General features: G+C 65.4%; 16 protein-coding genes and 1 other RNA gene. 13 read left to right on the top strand and 4 right to left on the bottom strand.

Annotated elements, in window-relative coordinates; genetic code table 11:
• Positions 1-21 precede the first annotated feature (21 nt).
• From AC3FKG_RS08515 to rnpB, 5 genes are all read left to right on the top strand, one after another.
• Positions 22-1095: a tartrate dehydrogenase gene (locus AC3FKG_RS08515; RefSeq protein ID WP_483710440.1), complete on the top strand. Its 1074-nt coding sequence runs from the start codon at positions 22-24 to the stop codon at positions 1093-1095.
• A complete protein-coding gene (locus AC3FKG_RS08510) occupies positions 1095-2405 on the top strand; it encodes a glycerate kinase type-2 family protein (protein ID WP_483710441.1) in 1311 nt (436 codons plus the stop codon). Before AC3FKG_RS08515 ends, AC3FKG_RS08510 begins: the two co-directional genes overlap by 1 nt.
• 45 nt (positions 2406-2450) lie before the next feature.
• Positions 2451-3485: a dihydroorotase gene (pyrC, locus tag AC3FKG_RS08505; protein ID WP_483710442.1), complete on the top strand. Its 1035-nt coding sequence runs from the start codon at positions 2451-2453 to the stop codon at positions 3483-3485.
• An 11-nt stretch (positions 3486-3496) separates the two neighbouring features.
• The gene (locus AC3FKG_RS08500) at positions 3497-4339 is read left to right on the top strand and encodes a DUF3025 domain-containing protein (protein WP_488742853.1); all 843 of its coding nucleotides are present in this window, start codon (positions 3497-3499) and stop codon (positions 4337-4339) included.
• Positions 4340-4374: 35 nt separating this feature from the next.
• Positions 4375-4716: RNase P RNA component class A (rnpB, locus tag AC3FKG_RS08495), an RNA gene on the top strand.
• A gap of 56 nt (positions 4717-4772) precedes the next feature.
• Here rnpB and AC3FKG_RS08490 read toward each other — a convergent pair.
• Complete coding sequence (locus tag AC3FKG_RS08490; protein WP_483710444.1) at positions 4773-5195, bottom strand: OsmC family protein; 423 nt, start codon at positions 5193-5195, stop codon at positions 4773-4775.
• A gap of 744 nt (positions 5196-5939) precedes the next feature.
• Here AC3FKG_RS08490 and rplM point away from each other — a divergent pair.
• The 4 genes from rplM (at position 5940) to erpA (ending at position 7929) form a co-directional block, all read left to right on the top strand.
• Positions 5940-6368 carry a 50S ribosomal protein L13 gene (gene rplM / locus AC3FKG_RS08485; RefSeq protein ID WP_010813907.1) on the top strand — a complete coding sequence of 143 codons (429 nt, stop codon included), beginning with the start codon at positions 5940-5942 and terminating at the stop codon, positions 6366-6368.
• 12 nt (positions 6369-6380) lie between these two features.
• Positions 6381-6773, top strand: coding sequence for a 30S ribosomal protein S9 (gene rpsI / locus AC3FKG_RS08480; protein WP_483710445.1), 393 nt, complete (start codon positions 6381-6383; stop codon positions 6771-6773).
• 223 nt (positions 6774-6996) lie between these two features.
• On the top strand, positions 6997-7458 hold the full coding sequence (locus tag AC3FKG_RS08475; protein ID WP_488742852.1) for a bactofilin family protein: 462 nt from the start codon (positions 6997-6999) through the stop codon (positions 7456-7458).
• A 102-nt stretch (positions 7459-7560) separates the two neighbouring features.
• Positions 7561-7929, top strand: a complete 369-nt coding sequence (gene erpA, locus AC3FKG_RS08470; protein ID WP_211948827.1) for an iron-sulfur cluster insertion protein ErpA — start codon at positions 7561-7563, stop codon at positions 7927-7929.
• 44 nt (positions 7930-7973) lie between these two features.
• On the opposite strand, the gene AC3FKG_RS08465 is transcribed toward erpA, so the two are convergent.
• Complete coding sequence (locus AC3FKG_RS08465; protein WP_483710447.1) at positions 7974-8774, bottom strand: phytanoyl-CoA dioxygenase family protein; 801 nt, start codon at positions 8772-8774, stop codon at positions 7974-7976.
• Positions 8775-8864: 90 nt separating this feature from the next.
• On the opposite strand from AC3FKG_RS08465, the gene AC3FKG_RS08460 reads away from it, so the two are divergent.
• On the top strand, positions 8865-9770 hold the full coding sequence (locus tag AC3FKG_RS08460) for a LysR substrate-binding domain-containing protein (protein ID WP_483710448.1): 906 nt from the start codon (positions 8865-8867) through the stop codon (positions 9768-9770).
• Positions 9771-9791: 21 nt separating this feature from the next.
• Here the strand turns inward: AC3FKG_RS08460 and AC3FKG_RS08455 are convergent, their stop codons facing one another.
• A complete protein-coding gene (locus tag AC3FKG_RS08455; RefSeq protein WP_488742851.1) occupies positions 9792-10919 on the bottom strand; it encodes an anhydro-N-acetylmuramic acid kinase in 1128 nt (375 codons plus the stop codon).
• 23 nt (positions 10920-10942) lie between these two features.
• Positions 10943-12337: a M23 family metallopeptidase gene (locus AC3FKG_RS08450; RefSeq protein ID WP_488742850.1), complete on the bottom strand. Its 1395-nt coding sequence runs from the start codon at positions 12335-12337 to the stop codon at positions 10943-10945.
• Between the two features lie 242 nt (positions 12338-12579).
• On the opposite strand from AC3FKG_RS08450, the gene tyrS reads away from it, so the two are divergent.
• The 3 genes from tyrS to AC3FKG_RS08435 all read left to right on the top strand — a co-directional run bounded on the left by tyrS (position 12580) and on the right by AC3FKG_RS08435 (position 15036).
• A complete protein-coding gene (gene tyrS / locus AC3FKG_RS08445; RefSeq protein ID WP_483710451.1) occupies positions 12580-13821 on the top strand; it encodes a tyrosine--tRNA ligase in 1242 nt (413 codons plus the stop codon).
• Between the two features lie 8 nt (positions 13822-13829).
• Positions 13830-14300, top strand: a complete 471-nt coding sequence (gene dtd / locus AC3FKG_RS08440; protein ID WP_488742849.1) for a D-aminoacyl-tRNA deacylase — start codon at positions 13830-13832, stop codon at positions 14298-14300.
• 88 nt (positions 14301-14388) lie between these two features.
• Positions 14389-15036: a YbhB/YbcL family Raf kinase inhibitor-like protein gene (locus tag AC3FKG_RS08435; RefSeq protein ID WP_483710453.1), complete on the top strand. Its 648-nt coding sequence runs from the start codon at positions 14389-14391 to the stop codon at positions 15034-15036.
• Positions 15037-15066 lie beyond the last annotated feature (30 nt).

Below are 15066 nucleotides of genomic sequence, written 5' to 3'. Positions count from 1 at the left end.
CCGCAACACGCCTCCCGACCTATGAGCCAATACAAGATTGCCGTGATTCCCGGAGACGGAATCGGCACGGAAGTGATCCCCGAAGGCATTCGCGTCATGGATGCCGCCGCGCGCAAGTTCGGCATCGACTTCCAGTTCGACCACTTCGATTTCTCCAGCTGCGACTACTACGCCCGCCACGGCAAGATGCTGCCGGACGACTGGTTCGACACGCTTGTGAAATACGACGCGATCTACTTTGGCGCCGTCGGCTGGCCCGATGCCGTGCCCGACCACGTGTCGCTGTGGGGCTCGCTGCTGCAGTTCCGCCGCTCATTCGACCAGTACGTGAACCTGCGGCCGGTGCGGCTGATGCCTGGCATCAAGAGCCCGCTGGCTGACCGGAAGCCCGGGGATATCGATTTCTACGTGGTGCGCGAGAACACCGAGGGCGAGTATTCGAGCATCGGCGGCCGCATGTTCCCGAATACCGAGCGCGAGATCGTGATGCAGGAAACGGTGATGAGCCGGGTCGGCGTCGACCGCATCCTGAAATTCGCGTTCGAGCTCGCGCAGAAGCGTCCGAAGCGGCACCTCACCTCGGCGACCAAGTCCAATGGCATCTCGATCACGATGCCGTACTGGGACGAGCGCGTGGGGGCGATGGCGGCGAACTACCCTGGCGTGAAGGTCGACAAGTACCACATCGACATCCTGACCGCGCACTTCGTCCAGCATCCCGACTGGTTCGACGTGGTCGTGGCGAGTAACCTGTTCGGCGACATCCTGTCCGACTTGGGCCCCGCGTGTACCGGCACCATCGGCATCGCGCCGTCGGGCAATATCAACCCGGACCGCACGTATCCGAGCCTGTTCGAGCCGGTGCACGGCTCCGCGCCGGATATCGCCGGGCGCGGCGTGGCCAATCCGATCGGCCAGATCTGGTGTGGCGCCATGATGCTGGAGCACCTTGGCCATGATGAGGCCGGCGCGGCGGTGCTGGGCGCGATCGAGAAGGTGCTGGCCGCAGGGCCCGAACATGCGCCGCTGACGCGTGACATCGGCGGCAAGGCCGGTACGGCGGACCTTGGCCGCGCGATCGCGGAGGCATTGTGATGGCGGCGGGCGGTTACAAGGGCGACTCGCGCGCGCTGCTGCTTGAGACGTTCCAGGCCGCGGTGGCGGCCGCCGATCCGCTCAAGATCGTGGCCGGGCACCTGCCGCCGCCGCAGGCTGGCGGGCGCACGCTGGTCGTGGGCGCGGGCAAGGCCGCGGCGTCGATGGCGCTCGCAGTGGAGCAGGCCTATGCCGGCAAGACGCGGATCGAGGGGCTGGTGATCACGCGCTATGCGCATGGGCTCCCGACCGACCATGTGCGCGTGATCGAGGCCGGACACCCGGTGCCGGATGAGTCCGGCGAACAGGGCGCGGCCGAGATCCTGGCCCGCGTGTCGGCGCTGACGCCGCAAGACCGCCTGCTGGTGCTGGTGTCCGGCGGGGGCTCGAGCCTGCTGTCGCTGCCGGCCGAAGGCATTCCGATGGCGGACCTCAAGGCGACGACGAAGGAACTGCTGCGCTGCGGTGCTCCGATCACCGAGATGAATATCGTGCGCAAGCACATCTCGCGCATCCAGGGCGGGCGGCTTGCGCAAGCCAGCCAGGCGCCGGTAACGACGCTGATCGTCTCCGACGTGGCCGGCGATGATCCCAGCGCGATTGCGTCAGGACCGACCGTGGCGGACCCGAGCACGTTTGCCGACGCGCTCGATATCCTGCGGCGCTATGGCGCCACGGTCCCGGGGAGCGTGCAGTCGCACCTGGAACGCGGCGCTCGCGGGGAGGTTCCGGAGACCCCCAAGCCTGGCGATCCGCTGTTCGCGCGCGTCGACAACCGCATGATTGCGACTGCTCACGACAGCTTGCAGGCCGCCGCGGCGCTGTTCCGCGAGCAGGGCATCACCCCGGTCATCCTCGGCGATACGGTGACGGGGGAGGCGCAGGAGGTCGCGCGCGTCTATGCCGCGCTGGTACGCGAAATTCGCGCGTACAATGCGCCGTTTGCCGCGCCCGTGGCGCTGATCTCGGGCGGTGAATGCACGGTCACATTGCCCGCCGGTGGCGGCAGCGGCAAGGCGAGGGGCGGGCGTTGCTCGGAATTCCTGCTGTCGCTGGCCATCGAACTGGCAGGCATGGAAGGCGTGCATGCCATCGCGGCCGATACCGACGGCATCGACGGTTCGGAGGACAATGCGGGTGCGCTCGCGGACCCGACCACGCTGGCGCGTGCCGAGGCGGCTGGCGTGCCGGCGCGCCGCCAGCTCGACGCGCATGACGCCTGGGGCCTGTTCGATGCCATCGGCGACCTGGTCGTGACCGGTCCCACGCGCACAAATGTGAACGATTACCGCGCCATCCTGATTCTCTAACTTCCAGACCGCCTGCCGCGCTTGCGGCGGCAGGCCCAGCAAGCCATGACCCAGAAGCTCACCATTACCCGCCCGGACGACTGGCACCTGCACCTGCGCGACGGCGCGGCGCTCGCAGCCGTGCTGCCCGACACCGCGCGCCAGTTCGGCCGCGCCATCATCATGCCGAACCTGAAGCCGCCCGTGACCACGGTGGAACAGGCGCAGGCCTACCGCGCCCGCATCCTGGCGGCACTGCCGGCCGGCATGAACTTCGAGCCGCTGATGACGCTGTACCTGACCGACAACACCCCGGCCGAGGAGATCGTAGCGGCCAAGGCGAGCGGCTTCGTGCACGGCGTCAAGCTGTACCCGGCCGGCGCCACCACCAACAGCGATGCCGGCGTAACCGACATCCGCCGCTGCTCGGCCGCGCTCGAGGCGATGCAACGCGTGGGCCTGCCGCTGCTGGTGCATGGCGAAGTGACCGATGGCGACATCGACATCTTCGACCGCGAAGCCGTCTTCATCGACCGCGTCATGACGCCGCTGCGCCGCGACTTCCCGGAACTGAAGGTGGTGTTCGAGCACATCACCACCAAGGATGCGGCCCAGTACGTGCGCGATGCCAGCGGCCCGGTGGGCGCGACCATCACGGCGCACCACCTGCTTTACAACCGCAACGCGATCTTCACCGGCGGCATCCGCCCGCACTATTACTGCCTGCCCGTGCTCAAGCGCGAGATCCACCGCGAGGCGCTGGTCGCCGCGGCGACGTCCGGCAGCGAGCGCTTCTTCCTGGGCACCGACAGCGCCCCGCACGCGCGCGGCCTGAAGGAGCATGCCTGCGGCTGCGCCGGCTGCTACACCGCGCTGCACGCGATGGAACTCTATGCCGAGGCGTTCGATGCCGCTGGTGCGCTCGACAAGCTCGAAGCGTTCTCCAGCTTCAACGGCCCGGCGTTCTACGGCCTGCCGCGCAATACCGGCACGCTGACGCTGGAGCGTGAAGATTGGGAACTGCCGGCCGAGCTGCCGTATGGGGACGCCACGCTGGTGCCGCTGCGCGCAGGCGAAACGCTGCGCTGGAAGGCGCGCTGAAGCGCAAGGCATTGACGGCAGTCACATCAGCGGCGAACCTGGCGTTCGCCGCTTCTCTTTCAGGGATCGACTGGGCGCGGCCGTGGTTCCGGCCGTTCGAGGCCATTGGCGCAAGCGTGGCCGGGCGCGTGACGCAGGGCGCATCCTTGCACGGTTGCCTGAACGATCAGGCATCCCGGGCCGGGTTATGCAATACCCAGGGGGTCCCGCTCGAGTTCGTCGCACAAGAGGCGTTGCCGGCCGGTATCGCCTACGAGGCGCATATTCACGCCACTGGCGAGGTGCCCACTCGCGATAATCTCCACGATTTCTTCAACGCGCTGATCTGGCTGCATTTCCCCCGGGCCAAGGCACGACTCAATGCGATCCAGGCCGGGGTGATCGAATGCGTCGGAGTGCAGGCTGGCCGTGGCGGCGTGCGGGATGCCGCAACGCTGTTCGACGAGAACGCCGTACTGTTCCTCAGCGTGGATGCTGGCCTGGAGGCCGCGCTGCGCGGGTTTGGGTGGCAGGAGTTGTTTGTCGGGCGCAGGGAAGACTGGGGCCGCCATTGCGTGGTGGTGCCGTTCGGCCACGCTCTGCTCGAAAAGCTGGTGGCTCCGTACAAAGCCGTAACAGCCCATGCCTGGCCGCTGGCGCTGCCGGCGGCAGTGGCCGGATCGCCCATGCTCGATGACGCGCTTGCCGTGTCATTGCGTGCGGCGGCCGACGCCGGCACACTCCGTGGCGGTCGCAGCTTCGCGCCGCTGCCCGTCATGGGCATTCCCGGCTGGTGCGATGCCAATGCCGATGCGGCGTACTACGCGGACACGACGGTTTTCCGGCCGGGCCGGCGGCAGTCGATCGTGGACTGACCGGCGGCCCGCAATGGTGTTAGACTTCGGGCCGCAAAGCAGGCCAGACAATCGCTGCTTGCATCGCAAGGTGCAAGGGGAGGAAAGTCCGGACTCCACAGGGCAGGGTGTTGGCTAACAGCCATCCACGGCAACGTGCGGAATAGGGCCACAGAGACGAGTCTTGCCGCCAGGTCTTCCTGGCGGGAAGGGTGAAACGCGGTAACCTCCACCTGGAGCAATCCCAAATAGGCAGGCATCGAGGCGGCCCGCTGAGCCTGCGGGTAGGGAGCTGGAGCCGGCTGGTAACAGCCGGCCTAGAGGAATGGTTGTCACGCGCCGCCCGCCGCAAGGTGCGGTGGCGTGCACAGAATCCGGCTTATCGGCCTGCTTTGCACTTGTCTTCCGATGTTTGCCCAGGCCAGTCTCGGACTGCCCGGGCATCCGCGCTTCGTCAGCCTTCGACGATTTCCATCGTGTGCGTAATTTCCGCGGTCTTGGCGATCATGATCGACGCCGAGCAGTATTTCTCGTGCGAGAGCTTGATCGCGCGTTCGACCGTGGCCGGGTTCAGGTTCTTGCCGGTCACCACGAAGTGGAAATTGATGCGGGTGAAGACCTTGGGGTCTTCGCTGGCGCGCTCGGCTTCGAGCTTCACGCTGCAGCCGCTCACTTCCTGGCGGCCGCGCTTCAGGATCAGCACCACGTCATAGGCGGTGCAGCCGCCGGTACCCAGCAACACCATCTCCATCGGACGCGGCGCCAGGTTATGGCCGCCGCCCTCCGGGGCGCCGTCCATGGCGACGATGTGCCCGCTGCCGGTCTGGGCGACGAAGCTCATGCCCTCGGCGCCCATCCATGTCACTTTGCATTCCATTTTGTTCGTTCCTGTTATCTGAGTCGTGCGTTTGCGGTCACAAGCGCGTGATCTTGAATCTTGCTTTTTCCGGCCTATGACATCGTAAGCCGAGCGGGTCGAAGCCGATATCCCTGCTGAAACCGAGGGTTTCTTCTAATGTGTCAGCCCCATGACAATGCAAACTTCATGTCAACATGCTGATTTTAAAGGAAAAATACGCATTCCCGGTGAGGAGGGCGTCATCCCATGATGTGGAATTGCATTTCGCAGTGCAAATTTCGCTTGCATCAGGGATTACCCCATGTATAATTCCATTCATTGAACGACGGCGCAGACAGCGCGCCAGAGTGCGAAAACGAAGCCATCGGCCAAGTCCTCCGCACCGCCCGCATGAAACACCGTCGATCTCCCAGTGTCTCCTCCACCCTCCTCCTTTGGTGGATTCAAACCCAGGCCTCAACCGGCTTGGGTTTTTTTTCGCCTGTACCGGGCAAGTGCATCAAGCGCCTCGGCCCGTCGCATTCATTGTCAGTGGCGGTATGGCGATCTTGACGAAATCCCTTGGCTTTGCTTGTGTCCGTCTCGCGTTCGACAGTATAATCTACGGCTTTTCCGCCATGCCCGCGGGAAGAGAAGTAGGGAGAGCCTGCGAAGACAAGCAGGAAGGCCAGGTCCACAGGATCGGCCGACGAGATTTGCAGGGGCGAGTACAAGCCTTCGCGAGTCAGTAATCGGGCAGTTCTCTAATAGTCAGGAAAAATCATGAAGACCTTTTCCGCCAAGCCTCATGAGGTAAAGCGCGACTGGTACGTGATTGACGCGACGGACAAAGTCCTCGGCCGTGTTGCCAGCGAAGTGGCACGCCGTCTGCGCGGCAAGCACAAGCCGGAATTTACTCCGCACGTCGACACGGGTGATTACATCATCATCGTCAATGCAGCCAAGCTGCGTGTCACGGGTACCAAGGAAACGGACAAGAAGTACTATCGCCATTCGGGTTACCCGGGCGGTATCTACGAAACGACGTTTGGCAAGATGCAGCAGCGCTTCCCGGGCCGTGCCCTGGAGAAGGCTGTGAAGGGCATGCTGCCGAAGGGTCCGCTGGGCTACGCGATGATCAAGAAGCTGAAGGTTTACGCCGAAGCCGAGCATCCGCACGAAGCGCAGCAGCCCAAGGCGCTGGAAATCTAAGGAGGCCAATCCATGATCGGTAACTGGAATTACGGTACTGGCCGCCGCAAGAGCGCCGTGGCACGTGTCTTCATCAAGTCGGGCAAGGGCGATATCATCGTCAACGGCAAGCCCATCAAGGAATACTTCGCTCGCGAAACTTCCCTGATGATCGTGCGCCAGCCGCTGGAACTGACCGAGCACGCCGCAACGTTCGACATCAAGGTCAACGTTACCGGCGGCGGTGAAACCGGCCAGGCCGGTGCTGTCCGTCACGGCATCACCCGCGCCCTGATCGACTACGACGCAACGCTGAAGCCGGCCCTGTCGAAGGCTGGCTACGTCACGCGTGACGCGCGTGAAGTGGAGCGTAAGAAGGTCGGTTTCCACAAGGCACGTCGCCGCAAGCAGTTCTCGAAGCGCTGATGTGTGTTCGCCGGTCCGGCATTGCCCGGATCGCGCGAAACAAGAAAAACCGCACGCTGGTCGTGCGGTTTTTTTTCGTCCGTGGCGGACGGGAGAGGTCCTGCCTGCGGAAAAAGTCACAATTTCGGCCCCTGCTTTGGTGGGGAGAATGACTGCTTCACCGATTACAATGCGCTCCGCATGTTGACGGCAGAGCGCTTTAGAATCCATCAAGGAGCGAGGGATGTTGTTTTCCAAGAAGAAGGGGCTCTCGATCGATACGCTGAGCGGTGAAGGCACCGCCATCGATGGCGATCTGGTATTTGCAGGCGGCCTGAGGCTCGACGGCAAGGTGCGCGGCAATATCCGCGCCGCCGGCGACAAGCCCAGCATGCTGGTCATCAGCGAGAAGGGCATGGTGGAAGGCGAGATCGCCGTCGGCCACCTGATCCTGAATGGCACGGTGAAAGGGCCTGTCCATGCCGGCGAATTGCTGGAACTCCAGCCCCACGCACGCGTGCTGGGCGAGGTGCGCTATGCCGCGCTCGAGATGCATCAGGGCGCATTGGTGGAAGGGCGGCTAGTGCCGCTGGGCCAGGAAGAACTCAAGACGGTCCCGAAACTTCTGGCCGCCGAAGGCGCCGACGAGGACATTGAAGGCGCCGTTGCCGCGCTCGACGTTGCCGAAGCCGGGAAAGCGGCCTGAGCGCCACGTGCGATCTTTCGCAGAAGCCCTTGAAAACCAAGGGTTTCGGCACGATTTTCCAGTAGCGCTTAGAATACAGGCGTATCTAATCAGGAGAACCCCATGAACGCAGTCGCAGAGGCACCCGCAACCGAGGACGTGCCGGCACCGTTCGTCTTTACCGACAGCGCCGCCGACAAGGTCAAGCAGCTGATCGAGGAAGAGGGCAATGCCGAGCTGAAGCTGCGCGTGTTCGTGCAGGGCGGCGGCTGCTCAGGCTTCCAGTATGGCTTCACGTTCGACGAGGAAGTCAACGAAGACGACACCACCATGGTCAAGAACGGCGTCACCCTGCTGATCGACTCGATGAGCTATCAGTACCTGGTCGGCGCCGAGATCGACTACAAGGAAGACATCAACGGTGCGCAGTTCGTGATCAAGAACCCGAACGCATCCACCACCTGTGGTTGCGGCTCTTCGTTCTCGGTCTGAGGCAAGACGTTTCGGAAAAAGGCGCACCTCCGGGTGCGCTTTTTTTATTCCTGCGGCGCTCGCCAGACCACCGGAAACCAGTCTTCCCGCATCCGCTCGCCGGTTTGCTGGCCAATCCCCGGGAACGGCGGTGATGTCCGGCCTGGCCGCTCCAGGAACCGCACATCGTCGCCCAGGAAGCGTGCCGAAAACGCGCGGCGCCGACTGGTGCCCGTATTGCCGGCAGCGCCGTGAACGGTGCGGAAATCGAACACCACGGCATCGCCGGCTTCCAGCTCGGGCTGCAGGATGGTATGGCTGCCGTCTTCCACATCGGGCATTTCCATGAAGGCGTCATCGCCGCCATAGAAGTTCTCGTTGCTGGCCCAGCGCTTGGGCCGGACCAGCCGTGGCCAGCGGTGCGAGCCCGCCACGACGCGCAGGGTGTTAACTTGCGTCACCGGGTCCAGCGGAATCCAATAGCTGGCGGTCTGCAGGCCATCCACGCAGTAATAGGGCAGGTCCTGATGCCACGGCGTTGGCTTGGCCGTGCCGGGTTCCTTGACGAGGATGTGCTCGTGGAACACCTGCGCCGTCAGCGATTGCATGATCTGCCCCGCAATGGCGGCGGCCGGTGAATGGCGGATGAACGCCTCGAACGGTTCGATGCGCTGCCAGTTGCAGTAGTCCTCGAAGAAACGCCCGCGTTCGCCGTGGCGCACGTTTTCGATCGCGAACGGGCCGGGCTGCGCCAGGTTCTGTTCGAAACCGTCGCGCAAGCGCTCCACCCAATCGGTGAAGGCGCCGCGCAACACCAGCACGCCGTCACGCTGGTAGCTGCGAATCTGTTCTGCGGTGATCTCCATGGCAAGGCTCCGGTGCGGGGACGACCCCAGTATCGGCAACCCTGATCAATAGGAAAAGCATATATTTCCTATGCTGTAGTATAGGAAATCATGATCCCCTTCTCGTTCCGGCAACTCGAATACTTCGTGGCGGCGGCCGAGCATGGCAGCATCAGCGCCGCTGCGCGGGCGCGCCACGTATCCCAGCCGTCGGTGTCGACGGCCATCGCGCAACTGGAAGACACGCTGGGCGAGGCGCTGTTCCGCCGTCAGGTCAGCCGCGGCCTGGAGCTCACGCCCGCGGGCCAGCGGCTGCTTACCCGGGCGCGCGATATCCTGGCGCTCGCAGCGGGCATCACCGTGGATGAGGTGGGACAGCAAGGGCTAAGCGGCCGGCTGTCGATGACCTGCTTCCAGGATCTGGGTCCATACTTCGTACCGCGCCTGCTGGCGGGCTTCCGCGAGCGCCACCCGGGCATTTCCATCACGCTGTTCGAAGCGGACCTGGCCAGCATCCATCGCACGCTGCAGGCCGGCAAGGCCGAACTCGCACTGACTTATGACCTCGGCTTCGACCAGCGCGTCGATCGCTGGGTGCTGGCAAGCCTGCCGCCTTACGCGCTGCTGCCGGCGCACCATGCGCGGGCGGGCCAGCGCGACATCGGGCTCGCGGAGCTGGCCGCCGAGCGGCTGATCCTCGAGGATATCCCGCAGACTCGTGAGTACTTCCTGTCGCTGTTCTGGTCCCACGGCCTGCATCCGACGCTGCACCAGTACACACAGAGCTTCGAGATGCAGCGCGGCCTGGTGGCGCATGGCTACGGTGTTGCGCTGTCCTGCACGCGACCGGCCGGCGACCACAGCTATGACGGCCTGCCGATTGCGTGCCTGCCGTTGCGCGAGCCGGTGAGCGCGCAGCGTGTCGTGCTGGCGCGCGCACAGGCGGTGCGCGCGTCTCCGCTGGCACGGGCGTTCATCGACTGGGTGGTGGAGAGCGGGGCGGCGGTGCCGGCCTGAGTCCGGCCGCCGAATGGTGAATCAGCGCGGGTAGATCGCGCCAAGCACGCGCGGACCGGCGGCGCCGGTGACGGTGGCGACATTGCCCGGCAGACGCAGCAGGCACTGGCGCGCCAGCCAGGCGAAGGCGATGGCCTCCACCTGTGAAACCGGCACCCCGAAGTCTTCGGTGGTCTGCACGGACAGGCCGGGCAGCGCCTGCGCCAGACGCCGCATGATGTAGCCGTTGCGGGCGCCGCCGCCGCACACAATCAGGCGTCGCGCCTGGGGCGAGTGGGTACGGACATCGCGCGCAATCGCCTCGGCGGTGAGCGCGGCCAGTGTCGCCTGCACGTCGGCCGGCGTCGGCTTGGGATTGCCGCGCGTCGCGAGGCGCGCTTCCAGCCATGCGGGATGGAACAGGTCGCGGCCCGTGCTCTTGGGCGGTGCGGCATTGAAATAAGGGTCGGCCAGGCATTCGGACAGCAGCGCGTCGTCGACGCGTCCGCTTGCGGCCCACGCGCCGTCGTTGTCGAACGGCATGCCGAGCTGTTCGCCGATCCAGTAGTCGAGCAGCGCATTGCCCGGTCCGCAGTCGAAGCCGATCACGGCGCCGCCGTTGCCGGGCAGCACGCTGATGTTGGAGATGCCGCCGATATTGCAGATCACGCGCGCTTCGGCCCCGTCGCCGAACAGCGCCTGGTGCAGTGCCGGCACGAGCGGTGCACCCTGACCGCCCGCCGCCACGTCGCGGCTGCGGAAATCCGCCACCACGTCGATGCCGGCCAGTTCCGCCAGCAGTGCGGGATGCTGGCTTTGCCGCGTATAGCCGATCTTGTCGTAAAGGCCCGGCCGATGACGGATGGTTTGCCCATGCGCACCGATCGCGGCAACATCATCCCGCTGCAGTCCCGCCTGTCCGAGCAGCGAGGTCACACAGCCAGCGTAGACGCGTGCGAGCGCATTGGCGGCCAGCGCCTCGCGATGGATCTCGTTGTCGCCTGGCTGCTGCAACTGGCCGAAGTCCGTGCGCAGCGCCTCGGGGAAGGGTTCATGCGCGGCGGCCAGCACTGCGGGGCGCTCGCCGCTGAAGTCCACCAGCACGGCGTCCGCGCCGTCCATGCTGGTGCCAGACATGATGCCGATATAGCGGTCGCCGTGGGCGCGCATGGAGTCTCCGGGCGGAGCGGCCGTCAGTTGGCCGCGGTAAGGACGTTATAGGTGCGCAGCGCGTTGATGCGGCTGAGCATGGTGCTGGTATAGCCCAGGAATTCCTGGCGCGCCTTGCCGGTCAGCACGGGCGCTTCCATCAGTGCGATGCTCAGCGGGTTCTGCGGCACGTCGTTGAAGCGGAATTCATAGTGCAGGTGCGGTCCCGTGGCCCAGCCGGTTTGCCCGACATAGCCGATCACCTGGCCCTGCGTCACTTTCTGCCCCTGTTGCACGCCGGCAAAGCCGGACAGATGCGCGTAGTAGGTCGAATAACCGTTCGCGTGCTTCAGAATGATGATGTTGCCGTAGCCGTTCTGGCGGCCGACAAAGTCGATGGTGCCTTCGCCGGTGGCCAGCACCTTGGTGCCCGTCGGCGCGGCGAAGTCCACGCCCTTGTGCTGGACCCACTCATGATGCAGCGGATGATCGCGGCCGCCGAAGCCCGACGACACGCGCGAGAACTCCACCGGTGAACGCAGGAACGGGCGCTTCATGCTGCGGCCGTCGAAGGTGTAGTAGGCGCCGTTGCGCTCGCCTTCGGGCGCGAACCAGAGCGCCTGGTGGAGCTGGTTCCGGTTGATCAGCTCGATCGCCACCACGCGGCCGTTGCGGATGAACGCGCCGTCCTGGAAACCGGCTTCGTAGATGATGCGGAAGCGGTCGCCACTGGCGATGTCATGCTGGAAATCGATCACGCCGGAGAAGATCGACAGCATTTGCTGCACGATGTCATCGGGCACGTTGGCCGCGTCCATGGCCTTGAAGAAGCCGCCCGCGGAGATCGAGCCGGACGCCATCTCGTAGCGCAGGTCGTTATCGACGTTCTGCACGCGCGCCTTGTAGCTCGTCGTGCCACTGGCCTTTGCCGGCTCGACGCGCTCGATCACGAGTTCGCGCGACGTTGCGGCGTCGCCGCCCAGGTTGGCCTGCAGCGACACCAGCATATTGCTGTCGTCGATCTGCGCCTGCACGGCCTGGCCTGGGTTGAGGTTGAACAGGCCGCGCGCGGTCGGGTTCTTCAGGATGAACGCCTGCGCGTCGGGATCGTCCACGTCCAGGCGGCGCAGCAGCGACGCAATGGTGTCGCCGCGCTGCATGCGCTCCTGGCGCACGTAGACGGCATCGGAATCGACATCGACAAGCTGCGCGAGCTGTTCGCGCACATCGGGCATGCGCAGCGTCTCGTTGACGCGCGGCGCATCCGGGTCGTTGAAGGCGCTGCGGGGCGCCACGCCCATGGCTGCAGCCATGCCGAGCGTGAAAATCGCGCCCACCGAAGCGGTGAGCTGCTTGCGCCGTCGCGCGTGCTGGGGGTTGGTCGGGTCGACGAGAACCACCAGCTCACGCGCGAAAACTTCGCGGAGTCTGGACCACATCACGTAAAATTCAGCCTTGGTCTGGGCACCGCTGCCGCGACGATGTCTGTCGTCTGCCTTCCTCCCCCGAGGTGCGGCGCGTGCTATTCAAATTTATTTGCCACCTGGTGTCGGCACTAGAATGGCGGGTGGCGCGCGGGCTTGGTACCGCTTGGCGCCAGGAAGCGCGGATTATACCAAGAATCGGCCCGGGGCCGAGTGGCGCATCCGCCAAATTTTCATGTATTTCAAAGACTTACGTCATGACTGAAGCATCCTCCGGCCCCGCGGCCAAATATCCCCTCACGCCGTCGGTCATGCACGCGCTTGAGGTCTCGAAGCGTGGCTGCGACGAACTGCTGATTGAAGCCGAATGGGCCCAGAAGCTGGCCCGTAGCGAAGCGACCGGCGTTCCCCTGCGCATCAAGCTCGGCCTCGATCCCACTGCGCCGGACATCCACATCGGGCACACCGTGGTCCTGAACAAGCTGCGCCAGCTCCAGGACCTGGGTCACCAGGTGATCTTCCTGATCGGCGACTTCACCTCGACCATCGGCGACCCGTCGGGCCGCAACAGCACCCGGCCGCCGCTCACGCGCGAGCAGATCGAGACCAACGCCCAGACCTACTACCGCCAGGCCAGCCTGGTGCTCGACCCGGCGCGCACCGAAATCCGCTACAACAGCGAGTGGTGTGACCCGCTCGGCGCCCGTGGCATGATCCAGCTGGCCGCCAAGTACACCGTGGCCCGGATGATGGAGCGCGACGACTTCACCAAACGCTTCCGGTCTGGGATTCCCATTTCGGTCCATGAGTTCCTTTATCCACTCATGCAGGGCTACGATTCGGTCGCGCTGAAGTCCGACCTGGAGCTCGGCGGCACCGACCAGAAGTTCAACCTGCTGGTCGGGCGCGAACTGCAGAAGGAATACGGCCAGGAGCCGCAGTGCATCCTGACCATGCCGCTGCTGGTGGGCCTGGACGGCGTCGAGAAGATGTCGAAGTCCAAGGGCAACTACGTCGGCGTGACCGAGGCGCCCAGCGAGATGTTCGGCAAGCTGATGAGCATCTCGGACGACCTGATGTGGCAGTACTACACGCTGCTGTCGTTCCGCCCGCTGGCCGAGATCGACCTGATGAAGCAGGAAATCGCGCTCGGTCGCAACCCGCGCGACTGCAAGGTGATGCTGGCGCAGGAGATCGTGGCGCGCTTCCACAGCCAGGCCGATGCCGAGAAGGCGCTCGAGGACTTCAACCACCGCGCGCGCGGCGGCGTGCCGGACGACATCCCGGCCGTCAGCCTGTCGGGTGCGCCGCTGGGCATCGCGCAGCTGCTCAAGCAGGCCAACCTGGTGCCGTCCACGTCGGAGGCCAACCGCAATATCGAGCAGGGCGGCGTGAAGATCGACGGTGCCACGGTCAGCGACAAGGCCGTCAAGGTGGCAGCGGGCACCTATGTGGTCCAGGTGGGCAAGCGCCGCTTTGCCCGCGTGACGCTGGCCTGAGCCGGACGATGATCGCACTGATCCAGCGCGTCGCGCAGGCCCGGGTGACCGTCGGCGGCCGCACCACCGGGGAGATCGGCGCCGGACTGCTGGCGCTGGTCTGCGCCGAGCGCGGCGATACCGAGGCGCAGGCCGACCGCCTGCTGGCCAAGATGCTGTCCTATCGCGTGTTTTCCGACGCGGACGGCAAGATGAACCTGCCGGTGCAGAATATGGACGGCAACGGCGGGGCGGGCGGGCTGCTGGTGGTGTCCCAGTTCACGCTGGCGGCCGATACCAACAGCGGTACCCGGCCCAGCTTCACGCCGGCGGCGTCGCCCGAGGACGGGCGCCGCCTGTACGAGTATTTCGTCGAGCGGGCGCGGGCGTCGCACCCGGAGGTGCAAACGGGCGAATTCGGGGCGATGATGCAAGTGAGCCTGACCAACGACGGACCCGTGACGTTCTGGCTGCGCGTGTCGCCGCCCGGCAACGCCTGAGCCCGCCGCAGGCTGCCGCAACCCGGACAGGCAGCAGGAAACCACGGTGGCCGCGCCCGCGCTGGCCATCCACAGACAGGAGAGACAAATGAAACTCTGGAGCAAGTCCTTCGCCGACAACACGCCGATCCCCGGCGAGTTCGCCTTCTGCGTGCCCGACGCCGATGCCCACGTGGCCCTGTCGAGCAACCGCAATCCAGACCTGCATTGGGAAGACGCGCCGGCCCAGACGCGGTCCTTCGTCCTGATCTGCCATGACCGCGATGTCCCGAGCAAAGGGGACGACGTCAACCAGGAAGGCCGCGAAGTGCCGGCATCGCTGCCGCGCGTGGACTTCTACCACTGGGCGCTGGTCGATATTCCGCCGGGCCTGACCACGATCGCCGCCGGCTCGCACAGCGACGGCGTGATCGCGCGCGGCAAGCCGGGACCCGAAGCGGCCGGCGGCACGGCCACCGCCGGCGGCCTGCGCCACGGCATCAACGACTACACCGGCTGGTTCGCCAATGACGCCGACATGAAGGGCGACTACTACGGCTACGACGGCCCGTGCCCGCCGTGGAACGACACGCTGCTGCACCACTACGTGTTCACGGTTTACGCGCTGGATCTGGAGCGGGTGCCGCTGGACGGCAAGTTCACGGGCGCCCAGGTGCTGGAAGCCATCCGCGGCCATGTGCTGGCGCAGGCAAGCCTGACCGGCACTTACACGCTCAACCCCAAGGTGGCCGGCTGAGGTCGCGTGCCCGGCGTCCGCGCCGGGCAA

Source organism: Cupriavidus sp. 22TCCZM04-2, from assembly GCF_057798895.1.
Note: the sequence above shows the minus strand (reverse complement) of the source record. Positions and strands in the feature narration are given on the sequence as shown.